The organism is Actinotignum timonense, assembly GCF_900155575.1.
Lineage (GTDB): Bacteria > Actinomycetota > Actinomycetes > Actinomycetales > Actinomycetaceae > Actinotignum > Actinotignum timonense.
The window spans coordinates 2,118,517-2,134,420 of record NZ_LT706966.1 but is presented as its reverse complement, the minus strand read 5'-3'; the positions used below and the strand labels follow the sequence as shown (position 1 = coordinate 2,134,420).

At 62.8% G+C, this 15,904-nt stretch carries 13 protein-coding genes; 9 read left to right on the top strand and 4 right to left on the bottom strand.

The annotated features are described in order from the left end of the window. Nucleotides 1-206: 206 nt before the first annotated feature. The 4 genes from CZ322_RS09080 to CZ322_RS09065 all read left to right on the top strand — a co-directional run bounded on the left by CZ322_RS09080 (nucleotide 207) and on the right by CZ322_RS09065 (nucleotide 3,598). Nucleotides 207-854, top strand: coding sequence for a ClpP family protease (locus CZ322_RS09080; protein WP_087071029.1), 648 nt, complete (start codon nucleotides 207-209; stop codon nucleotides 852-854). Nucleotides 855-973: 119 nt separating this feature from the next. After that, entirely contained in the window at nucleotides 974-1,597 is a 624-nt protein-coding gene (locus tag CZ322_RS09075) for an ATP-dependent Clp protease proteolytic subunit (RefSeq protein ID WP_087071212.1), read from the top strand. A gap of 244 nt (nucleotides 1,598-1,841) precedes the next feature. Next, nucleotides 1,842-3,101 carry an ATP-dependent Clp protease ATP-binding subunit ClpX gene (gene clpX / locus CZ322_RS09070; protein ID WP_087071028.1) on the top strand — a complete coding sequence of 420 codons (1,260 nt, stop codon included), beginning with the start codon at nucleotides 1,842-1,844 and terminating at the stop codon, nucleotides 3,099-3,101. After that, nucleotides 3,101-3,598 carry a chorismate mutase gene (locus CZ322_RS09065; RefSeq protein ID WP_087071027.1) on the top strand — a complete coding sequence of 166 codons (498 nt, stop codon included), beginning with the start codon at nucleotides 3,101-3,103 and terminating at the stop codon, nucleotides 3,596-3,598. The genes clpX and CZ322_RS09065 overlap by 1 nt, the downstream gene beginning before the upstream one ends. A 76-nt stretch (nucleotides 3,599-3,674) precedes the next feature. On the opposite strand, the gene CZ322_RS09060 is transcribed toward CZ322_RS09065, so the two are convergent. Further along, a complete protein-coding gene (locus CZ322_RS09060; RefSeq protein WP_087071026.1) occupies nucleotides 3,675-5,510 on the bottom strand; it encodes an AMP-dependent synthetase/ligase in 1,836 nt (611 codons plus the stop codon). Nucleotides 5,511-5,641: 131 nt separating this feature from the next. On the opposite strand from CZ322_RS09060, the gene CZ322_RS09055 reads away from it, so the two are divergent. The 5 genes from CZ322_RS09055 to CZ322_RS09035 all read left to right on the top strand — a co-directional run bounded on the left by CZ322_RS09055 (nucleotide 5,642) and on the right by CZ322_RS09035 (nucleotide 11,064). Then, on the top strand, nucleotides 5,642-6,547 hold the full coding sequence (locus tag CZ322_RS09055) for a PIG-L deacetylase family protein (RefSeq protein ID WP_159455027.1): 906 nt from the start codon (nucleotides 5,642-5,644) through the stop codon (nucleotides 6,545-6,547). Between the two features lie 180 nt (nucleotides 6,548-6,727). Continuing rightward, nucleotides 6,728-7,726: an ATP-grasp domain-containing protein gene (locus CZ322_RS09050; protein WP_087071024.1), complete on the top strand. Its 999-nt coding sequence runs from the start codon at nucleotides 6,728-6,730 to the stop codon at nucleotides 7,724-7,726. Beyond that, nucleotides 7,723-8,949 carry a glycosyltransferase family 2 protein gene (locus tag CZ322_RS09045; RefSeq protein WP_087071023.1) on the top strand — a complete coding sequence of 409 codons (1,227 nt, stop codon included), beginning with the start codon at nucleotides 7,723-7,725 and terminating at the stop codon, nucleotides 8,947-8,949. Before CZ322_RS09050 ends, CZ322_RS09045 begins: the two co-directional genes overlap by 4 nt. Then, nucleotides 8,946-10,364 (top strand): sensor histidine kinase, encoded by a 1,419-nt coding sequence (locus CZ322_RS09040; RefSeq protein ID WP_143231892.1) that lies wholly within the window; start codon nucleotides 8,946-8,948, stop codon nucleotides 10,362-10,364. Before CZ322_RS09045 ends, CZ322_RS09040 begins: the two co-directional genes overlap by 4 nt. Before the next feature lie 28 nt (nucleotides 10,365-10,392). Beyond that, nucleotides 10,393-11,064, top strand: coding sequence for a response regulator transcription factor (locus CZ322_RS09035; protein ID WP_087071211.1), 672 nt, complete (start codon nucleotides 10,393-10,395; stop codon nucleotides 11,062-11,064). A 709-nt stretch (nucleotides 11,065-11,773) separates the two neighbouring features. Here CZ322_RS09035 and valS read toward each other — a convergent pair. The 3 genes from valS to CZ322_RS09015 form a co-directional block, all read right to left on the bottom strand. Then, a complete protein-coding gene (gene valS / locus CZ322_RS09025; RefSeq protein ID WP_087071020.1) occupies nucleotides 11,774-14,434 on the bottom strand; it encodes a valine--tRNA ligase in 2,661 nt (886 codons plus the stop codon). Between the two features lie 172 nt (nucleotides 14,435-14,606). Continuing rightward, nucleotides 14,607-15,332, bottom strand: a complete 726-nt coding sequence (locus CZ322_RS09020) for a tyrosine-protein phosphatase (RefSeq protein ID WP_087071019.1) — start codon at nucleotides 15,330-15,332, stop codon at nucleotides 14,607-14,609. Next, nucleotides 15,332-15,904, bottom strand: a 573-nt coding sequence (locus CZ322_RS09015) for a hypothetical protein (RefSeq protein WP_200807191.1), incomplete at its 5' end; no start/stop codon positions are given. The genes CZ322_RS09015 and CZ322_RS09020, both read right to left, overlap by 1 nt.

The window sequence follows — 15,904 nt, the reverse complement described above, 5'->3', positions numbered from 1 at the left end:
CGCATGGCGTGATGGCGCCGTCGTGCTCCGTGGTACCGTGGGCGCCGTCGCCCCGTGTCACAGTGACGGCGCCAACCATGCGCCATCAGCGAAAAAGTCTCGAGCCAGGATGATCACGGCGGCCCGCGGGCGTTAAAGTCGCATACGAGTATGGAATCTCCGCGTGGAGGTTCCGAGGAAGGAAAACCGTGACCACATCACCTCGCATGGAAGGCCGGGATAATAACCAGCCTTCAGCATTCGGCGATGCTGTTTACCAGCGCCTCCTCAAGGAAAGAATCATTTGGCTCGGCTCGGAAGTTCGCGATGATAATGCGAATCAGATTTGCGCCCAGATGATGCTCCTTGCCGCGGAGGATCCGGAGAGCGATATTTACCTGTACATTAATTCTCCGGGTGGCTCGGTCACCGCGGGTATGGCCATTTTTGACACCATGCAGTATGTTCAGCCGGATGTTGTGACGGTGGCGATGGGCATGGCAGCCTCGATGGGCCAATTCCTGCTCTCAGCTGGCACGAAGGGCAAGCGTTATATCACCCCGCATACCCGCGTCCTCATGCATCAGCCTTCGGGCGGCGCCGGCGGGGTGGCCGCTGATATTCGCATCAACGCCAACCTCATTTTGCAGATGAAGGAAGAACTGGCCGGGCTCAACGCCAAGCACACCGGTAAGTCGCTGGAACAGATCCTGGAAGATTCCGAACGCGACCACTGGTTCACCGCCCAGGAAGCACTGGAATACGGCTTCGTGGACCACATTATTTCCAACTCGCAGGTCATGCTCAAGAAGCCGAATAGCGATAATAACGACGGCGCACTCGACGCCAGCCACGCGGGGGAGGAGCTCTCATGACGATGAATTTCCGAGCCGCGGGTAACCTGCCCGCTATGATGGCCGCCTACGGTGCTGGCAACGTTCCGGGCGCTGGGAACCTACCGAGCGCCGGTTTCGGCCACGGTAGCGCGGGCCCGATGCCCTCCAACCGCTACGTGCTTCCCGATTTCGAAGAACGCACCCCCTACGGGTACAAGCGCTCCAACCCCTACACCAAGCTTTTCGAGGATCGCATTATTTTCCTCGGAGTGCAGGTGGATGACGCTTCGGCCGACGATGTGATGGCGCAGCTGCTCGTCCTCGAATCGATGGACCCGAACTCCCCGGTGACCATGTACATTAACTCCCCGGGTGGTTCTTTTACCGCGCTCACCGCTATCTACGACACGATGCAGTACATTAAGCCGCAAATCCAGACCGTGTGCCTGGGCCAGGCGGCTTCCGCGGCGGCGGTGCTGCTGGCGGCCGGCTCCCCGGGGCGGCGCCTGGCGCTCCCCAATGCCCGGGTGCTTATCCACCAGCCGGCGATGGAGGGCATGCAAGGCCAGGCCACGGATATTTCCATCGTGGCCGACGAGCTCGACCGCATGACGGAATGGCTTGTCAATACCCTGGCCCACCACAGCGGGAAGTCTCCCGATGAGGTGCGGGCGGATATCCAGCGCGATAAGATCCTCACCGCCCAGCAGGCCAAGGATTATGGCTTGGTGGATAACGTGCTCGAATCGCGTAAAAATGCGGATGTCGTAACCAACGGTTAATGCGATTCTCGCGCTCGCGCTCGCGCTCAGGGCTGTAGCTTCGGGCGGTAGCGCGTATCATGGGCGGGTAGGGGCCGAGTGCTCCTGCCCGCTCACGTGCATGGGGCGGCGGGGCATGGCGCGGGAGCTGCGTCGTCGTACATCTCACTGACCGGGCGCCCCGCGTGGGAACGTGACCTTTGGGCGCAGATGCGGTGAAATAGGGAAGACGCGCGTACGGCGCGGCCGCGAGGCAAGGAGGAACATGGCGACCGTCGATGCAGCAGAAGCTCTCAAGTGTTCGTTCTGCCAGAAAACCCAACGCCAGGTGAAGAAACTTATCACCGGTTCGGGTGTATATATTTGCAACGAATGCATTGAGCTGTGCAATGAGATTATCGCCGAGGAATTCGGGAAAGAAAACGACGGTTTCTCCCCGAACGAGCTCCCCGTTCCCGCTGATATTTATGCGTTTTTGAATGAGTATGTGGTGGGGCAGGATGCCGCGAAGCGTACGCTTGCCGTGGCCGTGTACAACCACTACAAGCGGCTGCGCGCGAAGGCTGCGCCGCGCCCCGCCGACGGGGAAGATACCGTTGAGCTCGGCAAATCCAATATTTTATTGCTCGGACCCACCGGAACTGGGAAAACGTATCTTGCCCAGTCGCTGGCGCGCATGCTCGATGTGCCCTTCGCGATTGCCGATGCCACCTCGCTTACCGAAGCCGGGTACGTGGGTGAAGACGTGGAGAATATTTTATTGCGGCTCGTGCAGGCGGCCGGTGATGATGTGAAAAAGGCCGAATCCGGCATTATTTACATCGACGAAATCGATAAAATCACCCGCAAATCTGAAAATCCCTCCATTACCCGCGACGTATCGGGGGAGGGCGTGCAGCAGGCGCTCCTCAAAATCGTGGAGGGGACGGTCGCGGCGGTGCCGCCGCAGGGCGGGCGCAAGCACCCCCAGCAGGAATACCTCCAGATCAACACCTCGAATATTCTTTTTATTTGCGCCGGGGCTTTTGCGGGTTTGGAGGATGTTATTTCCACTCGCGTTGGACGCCACGGTATCGGCTTCGGGGCACAATTGCACGACGCCGACGCCCATTCGGATATGCTCTCGCAGGTCACCCCGGAGGACCTCCACAAATACGGCCTCATCCCGGAGCTGGTGGGGCGCCTGCCCGTTATTGCCACGGTGGAAGCCCTGGGCGAAGACGACCTGGTGCAGATTCTCACCGAGCCGCGTAATGCCCTCGTCAAGCAGTACACCCGCATGTTTGAGCTGGACGGGGTGCGCCTGACCTTCCAGGATGAGGCGCTGCGCGCCATGGCGCGTGAAGCGATGGAACGGGGCACCGGGGCGCGCGGGCTGCGCTCCATTATGGAGCGGGTGCTCGGCCCGGCCATGTTTGATGTGCCTTCCCGGAAAGATGTGCGGGAAGTGATTGTGACCCGCGCGGCGGTTACCGACGGCGCGCCCGTGGAGATTGTTTCCGCGGCGCAACGGAAGAGCGCCTAGTGGGTGGCGAAGAGACGCGGCGTACCTCGGAATCGGAAGCGGAGCGCTGCGCGGTAGACGTGGGGAGTGTTCCGGGTGCTCCGGGTGCCGATGGCGCGGATGCGGGCACGGCGCAGCAGGAGCGCTGTGCCGCTGAGCTCGGGGCCTTGCGGGCACGCCTGGACGTTTTGGACGCCCAGCTCATTGAGCTGTTGGGGCAGCGCAAGCAGGTCACCGATGCCGTGGGGCGCCTCAAGGATCGCTACCGGCTTCCCGCCCGCGATATGGCTCGCGAGGGCGTCCAACATGCCCGGATTGCCGAGCTGGCGCGCGGGGTTGGGCTGGATCCCGATTTCGCGGTGCGGGTACATAATGTCATTACCTCGCGCGCGGTCGAGGATCACCAGCGTATTTCCCGTGCTTCCCGCGTTGTTCAGGCTTCCCGCGTTGTTCAGGATGACGGTGTTGTGCAGACGGACCGCGATGAGCGTGAAGCTGACGATGAAGGCGTGAACTAGCTTCGCACAACACCGGGAGAAACGAATAGGGGCGTGGACTAAGGTAGCCCACGCCCCGTTCGCAATTGAACATGCGCTAATCGCGGTTCTTATCGCCCTTATCCCCGTAAATATCGCGCCCGATCACGGTGGCGAAATCACGGAGCACCGCGGTGCGCTTCACCTTGAGGGAAGCGGTGAGGTATCCGTTCTCCGGGGTGAAATCAATGGGAAGAATAACGAATTTACGGATGGATTCCGCGCGGGAAACCGCTTCGTTGGTGCGCTTAATGGCGCGATCCACCGAGGCAATAATCTGCGGATCGTGCACGGCTTCCGATACAGACATGGCCGGCAGATTCTTATTCTTCAGCCAAATGGGAAGCATCTCCGCATCCAGGGTGATGAGCGCACCCACAAAAGGCCGCTGGTCACCCACCACGACCACCTGCGAAATCAGCGGGTGGCCGCGCAGGCGGTCCTCCAGGATTGCAGGGGAGACGTTCTTCCCACCGGCCGTCACAATAAGTTCCTTCTTCCGCCCGGTAATCCACACGAAGCCATCTTCGATCTTGCCGAGGTCCCCGGTGCGATACCAGCCATCCTCGGTAAACGCCTTGGCGGTTTCTTCCGGATTATTCAGGTACTTATGGAAAACGTGATCGCCCTTGACGAGCACTTCGCCGTCGGTATCAATAGCCACGTGGCAGCCGGGATAAGCCGGACCCACCGAACCGATCCGCTGGTGGTTGAAGCGATTCACAGTGGTCGGCGCGGACGTTTCCGTTGCACCGTAGCCTTCAAAAATATTAATTCCGATGCCGCGGAAGAAATGCCCGAGCCGTGCACCCAGCGGAGCACCACCCGAAATTACATTCTCCAGGTTCCCACCGGTAATTTCCTTAATCTTGGAGTAGACGAGGCGTTCGCCCACTTCATGCTGGGCCCGCAGCGCCAGCGAAGGCCCGGCCGCGCTATCGAGGGCCCGCGAATAGGCGATCGCCACTTTCGCGTAGTAGCGGAAAATCTTCTGCTTCACGCCGGTGGATTGGGCATCCGCCGCGTTATAGATCTTCTCGAAAACGCGCGGCACCGCCAAAATATAATGCGGCTTGAAGGACTTCATGTCCTCAACGAGGTTGTGGGTATCGGGGCAGTGCCCGATGGTATTACCCGCGTAGAAGGCCACCAGGTTAATGAAACGCGCGAAAACATGGGCCATGGGGAGGAAGAGCAGAGTGTGCTTCTCGCCGGAGAGGATCGGGGCGAGATTATCATCCAGCGGCCCGTTAATAACGACGTGCAGCAGGTTACGGTGGCTGAGCACCACGCCCTTGGGCCGGCCTGTCGAGCCAGAGGTGTAGATGACGGTAGCTTCGTCGTCGGCATGCATCGCATCGATACGGCGGTCAATCTCAGCGTCGAGATCCATGGTGCCGCGCGCGGAAATCCGGGCCAGGTCATCATCAGAAATAACGAAAATATCGGTGAAGAAATCAAAATCGGACCGGAAGGGCGCCATAACCGCGGCCATCTGCTGATTTTCGACGACGGCGAAGCGGCAGTGCGCATCCTCCACAATCCAGCGAGCCTGCTCCGTGGAATCGGTTTCGTACACGGTCACGGCCATCGCACCGATGGACCACAGCGCGAAATCCACCACGCAGAATTCGTAGCGGGTGTGGCACATAAGCGCGATACGATCCCCGGGCTGGACGCCCATCGCAATAAAACCGCGTGCCAGCGCGCGATACTCAGATTCGAAAGTCCGCCACGCCACCGGCACCCATTGCCCCAACGAGGCTTTGCGCGCCACCACGGTGCGCTCGGGCTGTTCGCGTGCGATATTACGGAAAACCCACGGAATCGTCATTTCATCGGTGATATGAATCTTTCCGGGAGTGAAAACTTCAGTCCGCTCGATTTCGGCCATGATTCTCCTCAAGGTTACGCGTGAGTAAGTAAAAGTGTACGGCACGCGCGGGAAACGGGGGTGGAGGCGCGATGAGAGAGTTCTCATCACCTCCTCACCGCGATATTAACACGGGGCGGAACACTGGAGCCATGACGATCTCCATGAATGCTCTGCTTGCCGTGCTCCTTCTTGTAACGGCCCTATCCGTTGTCCTTCTCGAAACTTCGGTACGACGACGCATCCGCGCCTTCCGGCCCCTCCAGCTTTTTACGCTGGGGAGTGCTTTCCTCCTCGTCCCGGCGAATATCGCTTTGCTGGGCGGGAATGCGCCCGGGAACCTTGAACGGTGGGTGAGCCTGGGCTCCGTCGCGGCGCTGGCCACCCAGCTTGTTCTTCTTATCAGCGGCTGGATTCCGGTGGGGGCGGCGGCGCCCACGCGCCGTATCCTCGCCGTCGGGGCGCATCCCGATGACCTGGAATTAGCCTGCGGGGGGACTTTGGCGCGCTTGGCCGATGCGGGGCACGAGATTCACGCCATCGTGGCCGCGGACGGTGCGGTGGGAGGCAATGCCGGGGAGCGGGCCGGGGAGGCCCAGCGCGCCGGTACTTTCCTCGGGGTGACCTCGCTGCGCACCCTCGGCCTTCCCGATACCCGCCTAGCCGAGCATGAAAATACCCTCACCGGTGCTATCGAAGAAAAAATCCGCACCCTCAATCCGGATATTATTTTCACGCATTCGGCTCATGACCAGCACCAGGATCACACCGCCGTGCACCGCGCTACCATGCGGGCCGGGCGGCGCCACCCGGCGATTCTCTGCTACGAATCACCCTCCGCCACCGCGAACTTTTCCCCGCAGGTATTCGTGGATATCACCGATTACACCGGGGTGAAAAGCGCCGGGGTGGCCATCCACGCCGACCAGATGAACAAGACGTATATGGCCGGCGACGTGCTCACCGCCAAAGCTAATTTCCGGGGCGAACAAGCCAAAATGGAGGCCGCTGAAGCTTTTGAGGCGATGCGTATTCCCGCTTTCCGGGGTGTGCTCTAAATCTTCGTGGCGTGCTCTCAGCTCGGAGTGCCTGGCTGGGCGCTGGCGCTCCGTGCCTGCGCGCGCCGCGGGCGCCGTTGCCCCGTTCCTGTGCCGTTGCTGTTGCCCGCGCCGCGAGCGCCGTCGCACCGTCCCGCCCCGTTGCCCCGTTATCTCCCTCTCTTACCTATAAGGACCATCATGATGAATCATTCACCTCTCAGTTCCCGCCCGCGCGTGCTCGTTACCGGGGCCAGCGGCCCGGCCGGCTCTTCCCTCCTCACCCAGCTGTGGGAGCGCGGGATTCCAGTGCTCGGCGTCGATATGGCGCCCCGTCCCCGCACTGATGGCCTGAGAATCCTCCAATGCCCGCCGGCTACGGCCCCGGATTTTGTGAGCGCCCTGGCCGCCATCTGCGAGGAATACTCTATTGACCTCCTCATCCCCACCGTGGATGAAGAACTCTCCGTCCTCGCACCGCTGCGCACCGCACTGCTCCACCGCGCCCGCATCGCGGTGGCTCCCACCGCCGCGGTGGCGATTGCCGCCGATAAGTGGCTCACCCATCGGGTAGCGGAAAGTAGCGGTCTGGCCGTGCCCCGCAGTTTGGAGGCTCCTACCCTCACCGAGGAAGGCGCTTATTGGCTCGGTTTCCCCTACGTGGTACGCCCGCGGGTGGCACGCGGCGGGCGCGGGGTGCGCCTGGAAACAACATTCCCGCCCGCTACGCCACTGCGCGATACCGAGATGGTCTCCGCTTTCCTCCCCGGCACCGAATACTGTGCCCAGCTCTACCTGCCTGCCCCGGGAAGCGTGCGGCGCGACGGGGCAGTGAACGGTGCAGGAAGCGGCGCGCGAGACGGAGCGCGGGGCGGTGCGCGGCGTCGCCCCACCGTCGTCGTACTAGAAAAAACCAGTCTGGCCTCCGGACAGCACGGAAATGCGACCGGGGTTCGGCGTGTGGAAGCCCCGGACGTCGCCGAGCTGGCGCTCGCGGCGGCGCAAGCGGTGGGCCTGAGCGGCGCGGCAGATGTGGATATCCGCCGCGATACCCAAGGCCGCCCCGCCCTCATTGAAATCAATGCCCGCTTCGGCGCCCATAGCGCCCATGCTCCCGAATTACTGGACGCGCTCCTGGAGGCTTACGCACCCACGGAGCCTGCTTCGACACCCCGCGGCACGGTCGAGGTGACTGCATGACCACCCTGCTTCTCATTCTTGCCGTACCCACCCTCATCCTCACCGCGGTGACCTGGATGATGTACCCGGCTGCCATCCTGGGGGAGCTGCGCCAGCCGCCCCGCCCGCTCTACGGTGCGCACACCAAAGTCTCGGTGATTATCCCGGCCTACAACGAGGAAGTGGTGCTCGGCGCTTGCTTGCGCTCCATCCTCGCCACTGGCTGGCGCCGTCTGGAAGTGATCGTCGTTGATGATGGTTCCACCGATGCCACCGCCGCCGTTGCCGCACCGTTTACCAGTGATCCGCGTGTCACCTTCCTCAGCAAGCCGAACGGCGGGAAAGGCAGCGCCCTGAATCTCGGTATTGCCCAGGCCACCGGGGAGATCCTTATCTTTGTGGATGCTGACGGACTCTTCACCCCCACCACCATTCCGGAGCTCCTGGCAGGGTTCCGCCACCCCGGTGTAGGCGCCGTATGCGGGAATGACCAGCCGGTCAATATCACCGGTCCCCTCACTGCGCTGCTTGCCCTCATGACCCACGTCGGAACCGGCATGACGCGCCGTGCCCTGGCACTGGTGGGAATGCTCCCCATCGTGGCAGGAAATTCCGGGGCTTTCCGGGCTGATGCAGTGCGCCGGGTAGGAGGCTTCCGGGAAGATACCCTGGGCGAGGATCTCGAGCTCACCTGGCGGATCCACTTCGCCGGCTGGGACGTGGAATTTGCGCCCCATGCCCTGGTGCTGGCCGAGGTTCCCGCCACCCTGCCAGCACTGTGGAAACAGCGAGTGCGCTGGCAACGGGGCCTCATCCAGACCGCCCGCATCCACCGCTCCCGCCTTACCTCCCCGTGGCGGCGCCCCATTGATGCCTACCTGCCCATCAATCTTTTCTCGCTCCTTGTTGCCCCGGTGCTCCAGGTCGCCACCCTCGCGGTGTGGGCGGTGGCAGCACTCAGCGGTGCGGCCCCGCACTGGATGAATGTACTGGTGGGAGCGGGACTGGTAATGGCGCTGGGCGTAACGGTGCTTTCCTTGATCCTGGATCGTGCCTGGCGCGACCTGCGCCTTCTTCCCGCCCTACCCCTGTGGCTCCCTTTCTCCTGGATGATGAGCGCCGCCACGGTGCGCGCGATCTGGCTAGAAATACGCGGAAAAGCCAGTGAATGGAATAAGCTGGAACGAACGGGCGTGCACACCGTGCCGCTCCCGCCCGCTGCCGTCGAACGGGAAACAATGTGACATCACGTCCTATTACGATTCGTTTTCGGATTGCCGCCACCATGGTCGCGCTCGTCGCGGTTGTGCTGGCGGCAACCGGCGTTGCCGTCGTCCTCACCGAGAGTCGCATGTGGCGCGCCCAGGTGGATGCCACGCTGGTGCGGGTGGCGGACGAATTTCGGGTGCTGGCCGAAAACGGAGTCGATCCGGAAACCGGGCAGCCCTTCGCCGGGCCATCCCAGCTCATCGAAACCTATCTCTCGCGTACCGTCCTCTCCGAAGCCGAAGGGGAAATGGGGATTGTGGATGGGAGAGTCGCCTGGGTGGGCGGCGATACCAGCCCGGTGCGCCCCGAGGAAGACACCGGACTGGTGCGGCATCTTCTCCCGCTTACTCGCAGCAGGGAGATAACGATGGGGACCTACGCGGGAGCCCAGCGCGAATACCGCTATATCGTGGTGCCGGTGCAGTTTTCCGGCTCGCAGCCCGGCGCGCTCGTGCACGTGTACCTTCTTGACGTCATCAGTGCCCGTATCTGGAATCTTATGACGGTGCTGGCGGTGGTCTACCTGGTGGCCGTCATCGGCGTCGTCGCCATCGCGTGGCGACTGGTGGGGCAGCTGCTGCGCCCCGTGGAGCAACTGCGCGCCACGGCCGAAAATATTACCGCCAATGCGGATTTGTCCCGACGGGTCCCGGTGGAAGGGCGCGACGACCTGGCGCGGTTATCAACGGCGATGAATACCATGCTCGATTCCCTGGAAACCATGGATGCCGATCAGCGCAAACTTTTAGACGACGTCGGGCACGAGCTACGCACCCCCATCACGATCGTGCGCGGGCACCTGGAGCTCATGGATGCCACCGATCCGAGCGACGCCGCGGATACTCGCGCCCTCGCCCTCGAAGAACTCGACCGCATGAATTCGCTGGTCGGGGATTTACTTACCCTCGCGAAAGCCGAACGATCCGATTTTGTGGTGCCCCGCGAGGTTGATATTGCGGCGCTCACGGAGCGGATCTTCGATAAAGCCACCGGGCTGGGCCCGCGCGCCTGGAACCTAGGCGCCGTGGCCAGCGGGCAGGCGTACCTGGACCCGGAGCGCATCACCCAGGCGGTGCTGCAATTGGCAGCGAACGCGGTCAAATACTCCGACGAAGGCACCCCGGTGGAGATTTCCTCAAGAGTGGTAGCGGGGCGGGTGAGTTTCACGGTGGAAGACGCCGGGTGCGGGATCGCCCCGGAGGATACCGAACGTATTATTGAGCGTTTTGCGCGTGGGCGTAATACCGGGCGTTCGGAAGGCTCCGGGCTCGGGCTCGCGATTGTTAGCTCCATCGCTCGGGCTCACGGTGGGGAAGTCACGGTGCGCTCGCGGGTGGGGGAGGGCTCCGTATTCACCTTGAGTTTGCCCAGTGTTTACCGAGGTTCGTGATAGCCTCACAAGCGGAGAAGGGAGCATGATGAGCACCATCCTCATCGTCGAGGACGAAGAGCGCATTGCCCGCTTTATTGCGAAGGGCCTGAAAGCCGCCGGCTACACTTCCACCACCGCGTCAAGCGGTGCGCAGGCCGTTGAGCTGGCTGTTCACACTCCTTTCGATCTTATTATTTTGGATATTGGCCTGCCGGATATTGACGGTTTCGCGGTGCTCGAGCGCCTGCGCGGGCAAGGACTGGACACTCCGGTTATTCTCCTCACCGCCCGCACCTCCGTGACGGACCGCGTAGCCGGGCTCGAGGGCGGGGCCGATGATTACATGGCGAAGCCTTTTTCTTTCGAAGAACTGCTCGCGCGTATCCGTTTGCGTTTGCGCGACGCCGCAGCCACCCCGGCGCCAGCTAGCTCCGCTACTCAGCTTTCTCACGGCGGTATCATCCTGGATTTACTCTCCCACCACGCTCACGTGGGCGGGAAACAGGTGGAGCTGTCCGCCCGCGAATTTACCTTGCTGGAAACCTTCATGCGCCACCCGGGGCAGGTGCTTTCCCGCGAGCAACTCCTCTCCCGGGTCTGGGGCTACGATTTCGATCCCGGTTCCAACGTGGTGGATGTGTACGTGCGTTATCTGCGTGGGAAAATCGGGCGGGACCGTATCGAAACGGTGCGCGGAATGGGCTACCGCCTGAGCTAAGGCAGCGGGGCCTTCTCAGCGAAGGAACGGGGCTGCCAGCTCAGGCGGTAGTGCCGAGGTGTGCGACTGGTCTAGTCGTCATCCTCGTCGTCCCAATCGTCATCGTCGTTATCATCCCAATCATCGTCATCCGCGTCATCATCGTCCCAGTCATTATCCGAGTACTGGGGCGGTGCGGGGCGCGCGGGAGCCGGGGCCCCCCGCTGCGGCGCGGGGGCCGGGGNGGCGTCGTCGTACTATTCGAGGCGTCACCGGTGAACAAGTGCGCATTTTCGGCCACATCGACCAAAAGACTGCGCAGGGTGGCGCGCTGTGCGTTGTTGAGCGGCGGGCGCTCCGTGGGCGCAGAAGCCGACGCGGTGCTGCCGGCACCAGTGGCACCAGTGCCGCCAGCGGACGGGGAAGACGGCGCCGTGACGGTGACGGCGGGGCCCACGGACTGGGTACCGCTCCCGCTCACGGCGTGGGCAAGCTGCATACCCAAGAAACCGAGGAGCGCCAGCCCGAGAAGTACGGCAAGAAGTTTCACACGAGTTGTCATGTCCCTAAGTACACCGGAGCGAGATGACGGGGCCAGGAAACAATCATGAGAATCTTCTCATGTACGCGAAGTGGCGGGCCTGCTTTCGCAGACCCGCCACCAGGATTCACTCAATCGCGCGCCACGCTATGTGGAGCGCTGCGCCTTCGCGCCGTTGTTCTTGCGACGCTACTTCCGCTTCGGCTCCGGCTCGTCCAGCTCGTAATCACCGATGGTGATCTGCTCGCTGGCCTCCGTATCTGGCGTGAAACGGAGCTCTCCGCGCACGTGGGCGGCGCGCACCAGGTCCGCGCGCACCTCCTCCAGCAGGGCGGTATTTCCGCGCAGCTCCACCCGTGCGAAACTGGTGCGCTGCGATACCTTCGCCGCGGATTTCACGCCGCGCAGCACCGTGAGTGCCTGACCGGCCACCTTGAGCAGCTCCGCATTCCCGGAACCTGCCGCCTCGCGCAGCGGCGCCGCCTCCGGCCACGCCGCCCGGTGCACCGAGCCGGTACGGTACCAGCTCCACACCTCGGCGGTGGCATAGGGGATAAAGGGCGCCAGCAAGCGCAGGAAGGTATCCACCGCAATCGCCAGCGTCACCCGGGCGCTCTCCGCCTCCGGCGTATCCGAATAGGCGCGGTCCTTGACCAGCTCCAGGTAATCATCACAGAAGGTCCAGAAGGCCGTTTCGGCCGCCTCCAGAGCGCGGGTGTGATCAAAGGCCTCAAAAGCGGCGGTGGCTTCCTCCACCACGCGCGCCAGATCGGCCAGCAGGGCCCGATCAATCGGCTCGGTCACGCGGGAAGCATCCAGGCAGACCGGTGAACCTTCCCCGCCCATGCCCAGCGCAAACTTCGAGGCATTGAGCACCTTCATGGCCAGACGGCGCCCCACCTTCATCTGCTTTTCGTCGAAAGCGGCGTCCACGCCCAGGCGCGCGGAGGCAGCCCAGTAGCGCACCGCGTCCGCACCGTGCTTGACGAGCAGTTCCGTGGGCATGACCACATTGCCCTTGGACTTGGACATCTTCTTGTGGTCGTTCTTTTTAGCCGGATCAGGATCCAAAATCCACCCGGAAATCGTGGTGTGCTTCCAGGGTAGCTCCCCGAATTCCAGGTGTGCGCGCAGCACGGTGGAGAAGAGCCAGGTGCGGATAATATCCTGACCCTGCGGGCGCACATCCATGGGATACACGCGCCCGAAAAGATCTTCATCGGTGAGCCATCCCCCGGCGATCTGCGGGGAGAGCGACGACGTGGCCCAGGTGTCCAAAATATCGGTTTCCCCGGCGAAGCCGCCCGGCTTACCGCGCTGATCTTCGGTGTAGCCGGCTGGCACATCACTGGAAGGATCCACGGGAAGGCTGGATTCCTCCGGGGTAATGACGGCGTCGTACTTTACTTCGCCGTTCTCCGAGATTTCGTACCACACCGGGATCGGCACCCCGAAGAACCGCTGGCGCGAAACGAGCCAATCGGAGTTGAGACCCTTGACCCAGTTGTCGTAGCGCACGTGCATGAAATCGGGGTGGAAGGCGAGCTGGTTGCCGGCCTCAATGAGGTTATCGCGCAGCTCCTTACCGTTGCCTTCCACGTGTGAGCGCCCACCGTTGCGAATGTACCACTGGCGCGACATAACAATTTCAAGCGGCTTATCGCCCTTCTCAAAGAAGTTGGTCTTACGCTTGGTCGGCTTCTCATCGCCGATCATTTCCCCGGTTTCCTTGAGTTTTTCCACCAGTGCCTTGCGAGCGGAGAAGGTGGTTTTCCCGGCCATCTCGGCGTACATGGCGCGCCCGGCCTCCGAGGTGATCCACTCGGGGGTATCGCGCACCAAGCGCCCGTCCTTGCCGAGCACGCTGCGTAGTGGCAGCTGCAATTCGCGCCACCACTCCACGTCCGTGATGTCACCGAAAGTACAGCACATGGCGATACCGGCGCCCTTGTCCATTTCTGCCTTGTGGTGAGCGAGCACCGGAACTTCCATATCGAAAATCGGCACGCGCACCGTGGTCCCGAAGAGGTGCTGGTAGCGGGTGTCGTTGGGATGGGCGATGAGGGCCACGCAGGCGGGTAGCAGCTCCGGGCGAGTGGTTTCGATAACGACGTCGCCGCTCGCACCGTGGAAAGCCAGGGCATGATAGGCACCCGGATAATCGCGGGCCTCAAGTTCGGCCTGCGCCACCGCGGTTTGGAAGGTAATATCCCACAGGCCCGGGGCCTGCGCCTGGTAGGCTTCCCCGCGCGCGAGGTTACGCAGGAACGCGGTTTGGGCTACCTTCTGGGCCTTCTCTCCGATGGTCTGGTAATTCTGCTTCCAGTCCACGGACAGCCCCAGGTGGCGCCACAGGGCTTCGAATTGCTTTTCGTCCTCTTCGGATAGCTTCCAGCACAGTTCAATGAAATTACGCCGCGAAATGGGCACCTGGTCGGCGTACTTAATGGATTTTGCGCCACCCTGGTGCGGGGGCACGAAATTCGGATCGTAGGGGAGGGACGCATCCCCGCGCACCCCGTAGTAGTTTTGCACCCGGCGTTCGGTGGGCAGACCGTTATCATCCCAGCCCATCGGGTAGAACACCGATTTGCCGCGCATGCGCTGGTAGCGGGCCACGGTATCGGTGTGAGTATAGGAAAAAACGTGGCCGATATGCAGCGAGCCAGAGACCGTGGGCGGCGGGGTATCTACCGAAAATACTTCGGAACGGGTAGCGGTGCGGTCGAAAGCGTAGGTGCCTTCTTCTTCCCACCGTTTGCCCCAGGTAGTTTCAAGACCGTCGAGAGTGGCACGGTCCGGTACCTCCGTGTGATCGAGGAGTTTGGACTCTTGGTTAAAACTAGTCATGGGGCTATTGTTTCACGCCCCGTGCGCTGCGGGAAACTGCGCCATACGTGAGAGGGGCGACGGCGCAGCTACGGCGCGCGGTGCCCGGGCACCGTCATGGTGGTCTCCAGCACCGTCGGGATGGGGGCTGGCGCCGTGGGTGCCCCGGTGCTGTCGGCGGGGCACAGCCCCGTTAGCGGCTGGTATCCGGTTCCACCAGGTGGGCGCGCAACAGCTCAAAAACAGCCGGGTCAATCCCGTGCCCGAGGAGGTACTCGCGCGCCCCGCCGGCCGCTTCGATGCGCACCGTGGCGGCGCTCAAAGCTTCTTCGGTCACGTATACGGCGCGGTGCGCGGCGGCCCCCGGAATATATTCGCGCCCCATCACGAAAGCAAGATCTTCCTGGTAGCTTTCGCCCAGCGCCGTGGCAGAAGTGAGGTAATCAGCCAGGATTGTTTCGCGGCTCGCCCCGAGGATGGAGAGGATAAGCCCGGTGACCACCCCGGTGCGGTCCTTACCTGCGGTGCAGTGGATAAGTACCCCGCCTTCGGCCGATAGCTCCGCCGCCGCGGTGACCGCCTGCGCCAATTGCCCACCGAAATTACGGGCCATCTGCATATACAGGTCGGCGAGTTCAGACCACTCCAGGTGGGCAAGCTGATTATTGAAAATAGGCACAGAGGCAACGCTCACCCCGTAATCTGCCCAATCGGTGGTGCCGGCGCGTTCAGCGTCGTCGCGCAAATCAATAACGCCGGTAATACCCTGCGCTCTCAAAAAATCTCCCAGGCTGTCATCGTGGCGGAACGCCGCGGAAGAACGCAGCAGGGCGCGCTCGCGGATATGCCCGCCGGCCACCGGGGTGCCGCCCAGGGAACGGAGATTATGCAGGCCGAGGGGCAGGCGTGGAGAAGTCATCACTGTCCTTTCGATCCGGTGCCAAGCGTGTTTTCCAGGAGGTAGGAACCCGGGCCGTCCCAGGCCAGCGGGTCGCTCGGGCTCCAGCCGGGCCGCCCAGCGCGCCTCCCGATAGTCACCACTTCTTCCGGACTATACGCAAAGATTTCCTCGCCCGGCTCTATGCCGCCAGACGGTGCCGCCACGGAACCATCCAGGTAGGTAATATCCTGCTGGATACTGGCCTCGCTTAGCTGCACCACCGAAAAAGCCGAACGGGCTCGCGCGCTTTCCCATTCGGGACCCCGCCCGAGCGTGGTTTCATTGGCGAGGGCCGGGCCAACCACCACCGGCACCCCGCCAGCGCGCCCGCGCCCGGCCAGATGGTAGTGACCCGCCAGCACGAGGTCGGGCGCCACCTCCCAGGATTGGAAACCCTGCGCCAGGCGCGGGGCGTCCATGAGGCGCAGCGCCCCGTGGAGCACCGTGGGGGCCGCCAGCGGCGGGGGTAGGAGGCCGGAGACAAGGAGGAGCGGTTCATCGGCCGCCCCGCGGGAGAAGATACCCGCTCCGGTCGGTGATGGCCCCCCCGC

Excerpts from the sequence above, each read along its gene's own strand:
- CZ322_RS09050 (WP_087071024.1), top strand. The coding sequence starts at position 6,728 with ATGATGAATCATTCACCTCTCAGTTCCCGCCCGCGCGTGCTCGTTACC.
- CZ322_RS09060 (WP_087071026.1), bottom strand. The coding sequence starts at position 5,510 with ATGGCCGAAATCGAGCGGACTGAAGTTTTCACTCCCGGAAAGATTCAT.
- CZ322_RS09035 (WP_087071211.1), top strand. The coding sequence starts at position 10,393 with ATGAGCACCATCCTCATCGTCGAGGACGAAGAGCGCATTGCCCGCTTT.
- valS (WP_087071020.1), bottom strand. The coding sequence starts at position 14,434 with ATGACTAGTTTTAACCAAGAGTCCAAACTCCTCGATCACACGGAGGTA.
- CZ322_RS09080 (WP_087071029.1), top strand. The coding sequence starts at position 207 with ATGGAAGGCCGGGATAATAACCAGCCTTCAGCATTCGGCGATGCTGTT.
- CZ322_RS09055 (WP_159455027.1), top strand. The coding sequence starts at position 5,642 with ATGACGATCTCCATGAATGCTCTGCTTGCCGTGCTCCTTCTTGTAACG.
- CZ322_RS09075 (WP_087071212.1), top strand. The coding sequence starts at position 974 with ATGCCCTCCAACCGCTACGTGCTTCCCGATTTCGAAGAACGCACCCCC.
- CZ322_RS09045 (WP_087071023.1), top strand. The coding sequence starts at position 7,723 with ATGACCACCCTGCTTCTCATTCTTGCCGTACCCACCCTCATCCTCACC.
- clpX (WP_087071028.1), top strand. The coding sequence starts at position 1,842 with ATGGCGACCGTCGATGCAGCAGAAGCTCTCAAGTGTTCGTTCTGCCAG.
- CZ322_RS09020 (WP_087071019.1), bottom strand. The coding sequence starts at position 15,332 with ATGACTTCTCCACGCCTGCCCCTCGGCCTGCATAATCTCCGTTCCCTG.